Raw genomic sequence first — 1,148 nt, forward strand, 5'->3', positions numbered from 1 at the left:
CTTTGCCGCGCGGCGATGATGGATTCGACGGCGGCTTCGCCCGTGCCTTTAATCGCGCCGAGTGCGTAGCGGATTTTCATGTTCGGATACGGCGTGAAGCGGTAGTCGGATTCGTTGATGTCGGGCGGCAGGAACTCGATGCCGTTGGCGCGGCAGTCGTCGTAGAAATGCTTGAGCTGGTCGGTGTTGTCCAATTCAGACGACATGGTTGCCGCCATAAATTCGGCAGGATAATGGGCTTTGAGCCATGCGGTCTGATAGGAAATCAGGGCGTAGGCTGCGGCGTGGGATTTGTTGAAACCGTAGCCGGCGAATTTTTCCATGTAGTTGAAGATTTCGTCGGATTTTTCGCGCGAAATGCCTTGTTTTGCCGCGCCTTCGGCGAAAATTTCGCGGTGTTTCACCATTTCTTCGGGCTTTTTCTTACCCATGGCGCGGCGCAACAAGTCTGCGCCGCCGAGCGAGTAGCCGCCGATAATCTGCGCCGCCTGCATTACTTGTTCCTGATACACCATAATGCCGTAGGTCGGCGCGAGGATGCCTTCGAGCAGCGGGTGGATGTATTGGAATTCCTGTCCCTTCATGCGCGCGACGAAGTCGGGGATGTTGTCCATCGGGCCTGGGCGGTAGAGCGACACGAAGGCGATGAGTTCTTCAAACTTGGTCGTGTGCGCCGTTTTCAGCATTTTTTTCATGCCGGTCGACTCGAACTGGAAGACGGCGGTGGTGTTCGCATCGCGGAAGATTTGGTAGGCAGCTTGGTCGTCAAGCGGAATCTTGCCGACATCGACAATATCGCCGGTGGTGTTTTTGATGTTGTTCTGCGCCATTTCGATAATGGTCAGGTTGCGCAGACCCAAAAAGTCGAACTTCACCAAACCCACGTCTTCCACGTCGCCCTTGTCGTACATGGATACGGGCGAGGCGGATTCGTCCGCCTGATACACGGGGCTGTAATCGGAAATCTTGCCCGGCGCAATCAACACGCCGCCCGCGTGCATACCCAAACCGCGCGTCAGGTCTTCCAGCTTTTTCGCCAGCGTAATCAGTTCGTCCGCTTCTTCCGCTTCAATCAATTCCTGAATCTGCGGCTCGGCCTCCATGGCTTTTTCCAAACTCAGGGGTTTGTTGGCTTCCAACGGAATCAG

General features: G+C 55.6%; 1 protein-coding gene. It reads right to left on the reverse strand.

The window, feature by feature from the left end; translation table 11 throughout:
* Positions 1–1,148: DNA polymerase III subunit alpha (gene dnaE, locus ACTHUE_RS19380; protein WP_440424210.1), on the reverse strand; the 1,148-nt coding region annotated here is incomplete at both ends.

The sequence above is a fragment of the Neisseria sp. P0021.S005 genome (assembly GCF_051956955.1).